This is a genomic window from Prescottella equi, from assembly GCF_002094305.1.
In the GTDB taxonomy this organism is placed as follows: Bacteria; Actinomycetota; Actinomycetes; order Mycobacteriales; family Mycobacteriaceae; genus Prescottella; species Prescottella equi.
In genome coordinates this window covers 25297-33786 of the sequence record NZ_LWTX01000017.1, presented here as the reverse complement: position 1 = coordinate 33786, position 8490 = coordinate 25297, and the positions used below count along the sequence as shown (strand labels likewise).

Below are 8490 nucleotides of genomic sequence, written 5' to 3'. Positions count from 1 at the left end.
ACCCCGCCGCGCGGCATGCCGAACGAAGCGCTTGGTTCGTGCCGGAAAGTGTTGCTGGACGCCGCGTCCGGTCCCGCCGCGACCACCACGACCGTCCGCACCTGCATCTCCCGGCTCGAGCGGATCTTCGAATCCGACGAACTCCCACCCAGCGAAGACACCGAACGCAACGAATTCCACGCCTCGAAAACCCTGAACGGACGCGTCGCGGTCAAGGGTGACCTCGACGCCGTCACCGGCGAAATGCTCCTGACCGCACTCTCCGCGCTGACCAAACCGAGGAATCCGGTCGACGACCCCGCCGAAAAACGCACCCCGGCACGGCAGCGAGCCGATGCCTTCGCCGAAATCCTGCGCCGCTACCTCGACTCCGGCGACGCCCCGATCGAGGGCGGCGAGCGACCCCACCTGTCACTACACGTGAACGCCAGCGATCTCGCCCGCAGCAAGTCGGCTCACGAGTGGGTGAATCCAGACGGCGATTCGGACCTGTTCGGCGACAAAGACATCGCACGCCTGCCCCACACCGGGCCGCTGTCGATCGCGACCGCGCGCAGGCTCGCGTGCGACTGCCACCTCACCGCCATCGTCGTGGACGACGGCGTCCCCTTGAATCTGGGCCGCAGCAGCAGGACGGTGTCGAAGAAGCAGCGTCGGGCGTTGATCGCCCGCGACCACGGCTGCGCCTTCCCCGGCTGCGGCACACCACCCGCCCACTGCGAAGGCCACCACGTAAAGCATTGGGCAGACGGCGGCCCCACCGACCTCGACAACCTCGTCCTACTCTGCCGCTACCACCACACCTTGCTGCACCACTCCCACTGGGAAGTGAAAATCGGCGTCGACAGAAAGCCGTGGTTCACCCCACCCAGCACCGTCGACCCCTACAAGAAACCCGTCCCCGCCCACAACCGCGCCGGACCACACGCCGCATGACGCGGCAGCCGGCATCCGAAACAGGGTGCCGGCTGTCGCGGGATACCCGTAAGGCCGAGGTTACGGCGCCTCGATTCCGTCGATGATCGACTGGACCACCGCGCCGTAGCGGCTGACGAGATCCTCGGAGTCGAGTACGTCCGCCGACAGGATTCCCATCGTTCGGATGCCGCTCGCGAGGCCGAGCAGCACGGCGACGACCATCTGGGTCGGCAGTTTGTCGTCGGAGGTGTCGCCGATCTTGCCTGCGATGCCACGGATGTAGCGCTCGCGCGCGTCGGCCTGAGCCGCCGCGCGGTCGGGCGCCTCGTGGATCAGCAGCGGCATCATCACCCACGGCTCGGACTCGTCGCCGTCACGGCGTTCGACGATGTTGCGCACCAATCGATATCCGGGTGACTCGTGTTCGCAGAAATGCGGATCGTCGGCGACCGACGGCAAGGTCGGCGCCGCCGCCTTGTACAACTCGGCCTTGCTGCCCATCATCTTCATCACCATTGCAGGTGAATAGCCGGCCAGTTCGGCGACGTCCTTGATCGTCGTGGACGTGTAGCCACGCTCGGCGAACAGCCGACGGGCCGCGTCGATGATGTTGTCGCGCGTGGACTTTCCGGTCACGGCCCCCACCCTAGTCACGACGCGGTCTCCGCCCGGGCCTCGGCTGCAGCCTCGACCACCGTGGAGACGGGCACCTTGCGCGGCATCCGCGGGATGAACCACGCCACCGCGGCCGCGAGCATCGCCATCGCGAAGGCCACCGCGAACACCGCGCGGAACGCGTCGAGCGTCGGGAGGTGAACGCCCGCGATGTCCATCGTCATCGCCGTCAACAAAGCGGTCACGACCGCACTGGACGTCGACGTGCCGATCGACCGCACCAGCGAGTTCAGCCCGTTCGACGCGGCGGTCTCGGTGATCGGCACGGATTGCATGATGAGGATCGGCATGGCCGAGTAGGTGATCGCGGTACCGATGTTGACGACCATCGCGCCCAGGATGATCAGGGCGATGGACCCGTTGAAGGAGAACCGGATGACGTAGGCCGCCGCGAGGATCAGCGCACCGGTGATGAGGGTGGTACGGGCACCGAATCGGACGGTGATCTTCGCGGACAGCGGCGAGAACACCACCATCGACATGCCCGCCGGAACCATGCACAGTCCAGCCGTCAGCACGCTGAGTCCGAATCCGTAGCCGGTGCTCTCCGGCATCTGGAGCTGTTGGGTGGTCGCGAGCATGTTCGCGAACATCGCGAATCCGACGATCATCGACGCGATGTTCGTCAGCAGCACCGGGCGACGTGCTGACGTTCGCAGATTCACCATCGGGTCGGTGACTCGCAGCTGGTACGGGATCCAGATCGCCAGTACCACCGCCGCGAGGGCGAAGCAGCCCAGCGTGCGGGTGCTGCCCCAGCCCCACGCGCCGCCCTTGGAGATCCCGAGAAGCAGAGCGGTGAGCGCCACCGACAGGATGACGGCGCCGAGGATGTCGAACCGGCCGGGCGAGCGGACCTTCGATTCGGGCACGACGAACGCGACAGCAGCGAGCATCACGGCACCCGCCGCCGCGGAGATCCAGAAGATCGCGTGCCAGCCCAGGTGCGGATAGATCACGCCGGCCAGCGGAAGCCCCAGCGCGCTACCCATACCGAGCGTCGCACTCATCAGCGCCGTCGCTGCCGGCACCTTCTCGCGAGGCAGTTCGTCCCGCAGGATGCCGATGCCGACCGCGATGAGCGACGAAGCGAATCCCTGCATGCCGCGCCCGATCAGCACCGTGACGAAGGTGCCGCCGATCGCGGCGAGCAGCGAGCCGCTCACCATCACCGACATCGACACCATCATCATGCGCTTCTTCCCGACCATGTCGGCCAGGCGCGAGACGATCGGGGTGGCTACCGCCGCACTCAGCAGCGTGATCGTGACCAGCCAGAATGCGTTGTCGGCACTGACGTCGAGGATGTGACGCAGGTCCGGGAGGAGCGGTACGACGAGTGTCTGCTGCAGCGAGACGAGGGTGCCGCACAGACACAGCACCGCGGTCATCAGGGCGCTGGAGCGACGCGGCGACGCCTGCTCCCCGGGGAGCGCGGTGGCGAGGGGTCGTGCTGCCAATGGATCATCTCCGGACGTACGAGCCGGTCGGCGGGCCTGCGGGCAGCCTCTGACGACCGGGGTGAATGAGCGTTCACCTATGAGTGAACACCCATTCACCCCAGCGGGCAAATCGCCGTCCCGCTACGAGGGAGATGTGATCGAGTCCTCAGACGCGGGCGAACTCGCCGGCATCGGCCCACCGGCGTCGCTCGTCGGCGAACGCGACCGCCTGGCTCGCCCGGAACGCCGCGATCGAGTCCGCGTTGTCGGTGAGGAACTGCTCGTGCTCGGCCAACGAGAACCGACCGTCGGCGATCTCGATCCCCCCGGCTCCTCGTCCGGCCGCGAGATCGGCTCGCAGATCGAGCAACTCGTCGGGTTCCACCGGATACCAGGAGATCCGGTCGAAGAAGCGCAGCAGCCACGGCGTGCCGTCCTCGAACGGACCCGACGACTGCGGGTGCCGGTGGTTCCACACCTGCGTGGTGCGGCCGACGAACTGGTAGCCGCCCGGCCCCTCCATCCCGTAGATGCACAGGTACGCACCGCCGATGCCCACCGCGTTCTCCGGCGTCCAGGTGCGGGCCGGGTTGTACTTGGTGGTGACCAGCCGGTGCCGCGGATCGAGCGGCGTCGCGACCGGCGCTCCCAGATACACGTCGCCGAGGCCCAGGACGAGATAGTCGGCCCCGAACACGGTGTCGAACACGTCGTTCACCGAGTCGAGTCCGTTCATGCGGCGGATGAACTCGATGTTCCACGGGCACCACGGCGCGTCCGCGCGCACCCCGCGCATGTAGCGCGCGATCGCCTCGCGGGTCGCCGGGTCGTCCCACGACAGCGGCATCCGCACGGTTCGGCTGGGAACGACCAACTCGTTCGCGGCGGGGAGCTGGTCCTCGGCCTCGGCCAACAGGCCGAGCAGCCTCGGAACCGGCAGGACGTCCGGGTCCACCCGCACCTGCAGCGACCGGATGCCGGGCGTCAGGTCGAGCAGGCCGGCCGGCCGTTCGGTCTCGAGCCGCTGGTGCAGCGCGTGCACCCGCGCCCGCAGCGCCAGGTCGAGCGTCATGTCGCCGTATTCGACGAGCACGTTGTCGTCGCCCGATCGGCGATACGTGACGGCGGTGTCGCCGTCCCGCCTGGCGAGCACACCGTCGTCGCCGTCGCCTCCCGCCGACAGCACCGCCGGCAGTCCGGCTCGGCGTCCGAGACCGAGGTCCCGCCGCGACGCCGCTCGATCGGCGCGGACCGGAACGAATCGCACCGTGTTGCCCGGCGCGAGCTGCCCGAGTTTCCACCGGTCGGCCGCGACCACCGTGACCGGGCAGACGAATCCGCCGAGACTGGGCCCGTCGGGGCCGAGCAGGATCGGTGTGTCCCCGGTGAAGTCCAGAGCACCGATCGAATAGGCGTTGTCGTGGATGTTCGACGGGTGCAACCCGGCCTCGCCGCCGTCCGGACGGGCCCAGTCGGGCCGCGGGCCGATCAAGCGCACCCCGGTTCGGTCGGAGTTGAAGTGCACCTCGTAGTCGGTGCGATACAGCGCGTCGATGTCGGCGCGGGTGAAGAACTCCGGGGCGCCGTGGGGTCCCTCGGTCACTGCGAGCTCCCAGCGCTGCGACAGGGCCGGAACGGAACCGGCCGGGACCGCAGTGGGTGCGGACGTCGGCGTGTCGCCGAGGGCCAATACATCGCCCTCGCGCAAGGTTCGGCCGTCGAGTCCACCGAAACGGCCGAGGGTGAACGTCGATGCGCTACCGAGGAATTCGGGAACATCGATGCCGCCCGCGACCAGGACGTAGACGCGAAGCCCGGGGCCGGACACGGCCCCGACGTCGAGCACTCCCCCGGCCGGCACCCGCACCGGCCGCCACTGCGGGACCACGGCACCGTCCACGGTGACGGTGGTCGGCGCACCGGTGACACATACGTACGTCGGCTCGTCGAACCGCAGCGCGGGCCCGGCCATGACGGCTTCGAATCCCGCCGCACCCTCGGCGTTTCCGACTGCGACGTTGCCGAGACGGAAGGACAGGTCGTCCATCGGGCCCGACGGGGGTACCCCGATCTGCCAGTAGCCGGTCCGACCGGGATAGTCCTGGACGGTGGTGCCCATTCCCGGCCGGAGCACCGTGCACTTGGCGGTCATGGCTGCACCTCCCGGGGGCGAGTGACGATCATGCGGACGGCAGTGGGATCGAAGCCGTTGCACGGGTTGTTGATCTGCGGACAGTTCGACACCAGTACCAACGCGTCGACGTCGGCACGGAGCGCAAGGCGCTTGCCCGGAGCCGAGAGGCCGTCGACGATGCCCAGGGCACCGTCGGGATCGACCGGCACGTTCATGAAGAAGTTGATGTTCGAGACCAGGTCGCGCTTACCGAGACCCCAGCGGGCGCCCTCGACGAGGAAGTTCTCGACGCACGCGTGCTGGTGCTTGGTGTGGTGGCCGTAGCGCAGCGTGTTCGACTCCTGTGAGCAGGCACCGCCGACCGTGTCGTGGTTGCCGACCTCGTCGGCGACGATCGTCATGAGCGGGCTCGCGTCGTCCGAGCGCAGCACGCTGCCGGTGGTGAGGAACAGGTTGTGCTGCCCGACGACCGTAGCGGCCGCCGAATAGCGGCGGGAGTGATCGCCCGCCGCGTAGATGAGCGTGTCGACCGCCTGGTTGCCGTGCAGGTCGACGATGGTCAGGACGTCGCCGGCGGCCACGACGGCGGACCACGGGCCGCGGGGTGCCACGGTGTCGTCGAGAACGATCTCGCCCGGGACGAGCGCCAGGTCGGCGGCGGGGAGCAGGGTGGTCATCATGCGTCCTTTCCTTCGAGCGGCGCCGCGCCGTGCAGCGCAGTCCAGGCGTCCTCGGTGTTGGCGACGGCGCGCCGGTATTCGGGATCGTCGTTGCGGAGGACGTCGAGTTCCTCGGCTGCCGTCCAGGCGAGGAGTTCGAGCGAGGTGGTGCGGAACTCCGGCGCCGGATCGAGCGGGTGCGCGGTGTTCGCGACCAACACGATCACCGGCAGATGGAGCAGCAGGTCGACGTACGCCCCGGCACCGGCGGTACCCGTACTGACGAGGGCCCCGTCGGTGTCGACCCGGATGCCGTGGAAGAAGGACAGCGACGGCGGCAGGTCCCGGGGGGCGAGGTCGTGCTTGGCTGCGGCGACGGTGAACAACTCCCGCCCGGCGGGCGTCGGCGAGTGCAGGGCCCCGTTGCCGTATCGCGCCCGATTCGCGGCGGCACTGGTGGTGCCGCACAGTGCGTCGTGGTGTCCGGACGTGTCGGCGACGACGGTGGCGAGGACGCGGCCGGCATCGGAGAGCAACGGGTGCCCGGGGCCGAGGTACGCCTGCCACGGCACCTTGACGGTGTCGGCCACGTTGAGCCGCTCCCAGGGGGCGTCGGCCCGGAAGAGCAGCACGTTGGCGCAGGCGTCGCCCTCGAGATCCCGTAGCCGGATGCGGGTGCCCCGGGCGAGCACCTTGGACGCGTACCGGCCGCCGGGAACGGTTTCGGCCCACACGAGGCGTTCGGCGGCGACGCCCTCCGGAGGTGTCGGCCAGTCGGCGGCGGGCACTACCGGCATCGCGTCGGTGCGCGTACCGGCCTGGGCTCGGGCATGTGCGCGAGCGGTGGCGGTGGTGGAGGTGTCGTCGGAGTGTTCGACGAGGTCGGGGACGGTCACTTCAGGCTCCGATCGTGACGGGGGTCGGGATGCGGTCGCTGCGCGCGGTGCCGCGGGACGAATAGCAGGCGGCGCCCACGATCACGACGGCGAGCACCGCGAGGGGGGCGGCCCACTGCAGGACCGCGTACTCCCCCGTGGGGTTGAAGATCTCGGCGCGGGGCCAGGACAGGTTGACGACCATGAGGGCGCCGTAGGCAACGGCAGCGATGTTGACGGGAATCGCGAACACGCCCAGCGAGAACAGCTTTCGGCCGTCGGCGTCCACATCGGGACCGCCGAGCGAGCGACCGGACAGGCGCCGCACGAGCATGGGCACGGTGACCATGAGGTATGCGAGATAGATGAGCACGATGCACACACTCGAGAGCGTCGCGAAGATCGCGGAGTTGCCGACGTTCACGGCCAGCACGGCGATGCACAACACGCCGATCAGGACGCTCGGTGCAATCGGGGTTCCGGTGCGGGGGTTGACCTTGGCGAGCACCTCGCTGGCCGGCAGTTTGCCGTCGCGAGCCATCCCGAACATCAGCCGCGACGCCGCGGTCTGGATCGCGAGGGTGCACACGAACACCGCGATCGCGACGTCCACCAGTAGCACGGTCCCCCACGGCGAACTCAGGATCGACGTCAGCACGTAGGGCAGGCCCTCGGTGGCCAGGCGACCGTCGGTGAGGCTCGGCGCGGCCATCAGCGCACCGACGATCATCAGGCCACCGCCGAGCGCCGAGACCGACAGCGCGAGGCGGATCGTGCGCGGCGCGACCCGACGCGGGTTGTGCGTCTCCTCGGCGAGTTCACCCGCGGAACCGAAGCCGACCATGACGTACGCGGCCATCAGGCCCGACACGATCCACGCCCAGATGTACCCGGGCTGAGAGCCGGCGACGCCGGTGTCGAACACCACGTCCGGGCCCCGCTGGGCGTGGGTGAAGAACATGCCGATCACGGCGATCACTCCGACGATCTCGCAGGTCACGCCGATGCTGTTGATCCGCGACATCCAGTTCACGCCGATGCAGTTGATCGTGGTCGTGAGCACCAGGAGAATCGACCCCAGCAGTACCGCGTTGGCAGCGCCGTCCGGCGAGGTGAGAGCGGGATCGTCACCGATCACCTGGAAGCCGCTCCAGATCGACGGCAGCACCACCTGCAGCGCGATCGCGGCGGCGGCCGCGGTGACGATCTGCGCGATGATCATGAACCAGCCCGCGAACCAGCCGACGATCGCGCCGCCGAGGCGCCGGGCCCACTGGTAGATCGCGCCGGAGATCGGGTAGCGCGCCGCCATTTCGGCGAAACACAGCGCGACCATGAACTGCCCGAGGAAGACGACGGGCCAGGTCCAGAAGAAGGCCGGCCCGGCGAAGCCGAAACCCAACCCGAACAGCTGGAAGATCGTCGTGAGGATCGAGACGAACGAGAAGCCGGCCGCGAAGGACCCGAACTTGCCGAGCGAGCGGTGCAACTGCTGCTCGTAGCCGAACTCGGCCAGGTCGCCCCGGTCGCTCGACGCTGTCGTCACGGTGGCTGTCATGAACCCTCCTACGAGAGGCGGAAAGCGTCACCGGCCCGGGAGGCCCGGGCACTGGTTTCTGTCACTCGACAGTTTTCGGGCCGCAACGACGCGCACGATGTCGCGCAGGTTGCGATCGTGGGTCGCGATCGGCGATTTCCGTTGCGGACGCGTGTCCCCGGTTACGGGACGGTGTCCGAGCCCTCACAATCACAGGTCAGGACGACGAAACACGGTGCAGCACTTTCCT

General features: G+C 68.7%; 7 protein-coding genes. 1 reads left to right on the top strand and 6 read right to left on the bottom strand.

The features are described 5' to 3' along the window. Positions 1-936: HNH endonuclease signature motif containing protein (locus A6I89_RS23765; RefSeq protein WP_084978818.1), on the top strand; the 936-nt coding region annotated here is incomplete at its 5' end. A 60-nt stretch (positions 937-996) separates the two neighbouring features. On the opposite strand, the gene A6I89_RS23760 is transcribed toward A6I89_RS23765, so the two are convergent. From A6I89_RS23760 to A6I89_RS23735, 6 genes are all read right to left on the bottom strand, one after another. Further along, the gene (locus A6I89_RS23760; protein WP_022595678.1) at positions 997-1554 is read right to left on the bottom strand and encodes a TetR/AcrR family transcriptional regulator; all 558 of its coding nucleotides are present in this window, start codon (positions 1552-1554) and stop codon (positions 997-999) included. 14 nt (positions 1555-1568) lie between these two features. Continuing rightward, a complete protein-coding gene (locus A6I89_RS23755) occupies positions 1569-3053 on the bottom strand; it encodes an MFS transporter (RefSeq protein ID WP_005513506.1) in 1485 nt (494 codons plus the stop codon). Positions 3054-3201: 148 nt separating this feature from the next. After that, the gene (locus A6I89_RS23750; protein ID WP_022595675.1) at positions 3202-5187 is read right to left on the bottom strand and encodes a 5-oxoprolinase/urea amidolyase family protein; all 1986 of its coding nucleotides are present in this window, start codon (positions 5185-5187) and stop codon (positions 3202-3204) included. Beyond that, complete coding sequence (locus A6I89_RS23745; protein ID WP_022595673.1) at positions 5184-5849, bottom strand: urea amidolyase associated protein UAAP2; 666 nt, start codon at positions 5847-5849, stop codon at positions 5184-5186. The genes A6I89_RS23750 and A6I89_RS23745 overlap by 4 nt, the downstream gene beginning before the upstream one ends. Next, complete coding sequence (locus tag A6I89_RS23740; protein ID WP_022595671.1) at positions 5846-6724, bottom strand: urea amidolyase associated protein UAAP1; 879 nt, start codon at positions 6722-6724, stop codon at positions 5846-5848. The genes A6I89_RS23745 and A6I89_RS23740 overlap by 4 nt, the downstream gene beginning before the upstream one ends. A gap of 1 nt (position 6725) precedes the next feature. Continuing rightward, positions 6726-8261, bottom strand: a complete 1536-nt coding sequence (locus tag A6I89_RS23735) for an amino acid permease (protein WP_022595669.1) — start codon at positions 8259-8261, stop codon at positions 6726-6728. Positions 8262-8490: the final 229 nt, after the last annotated feature.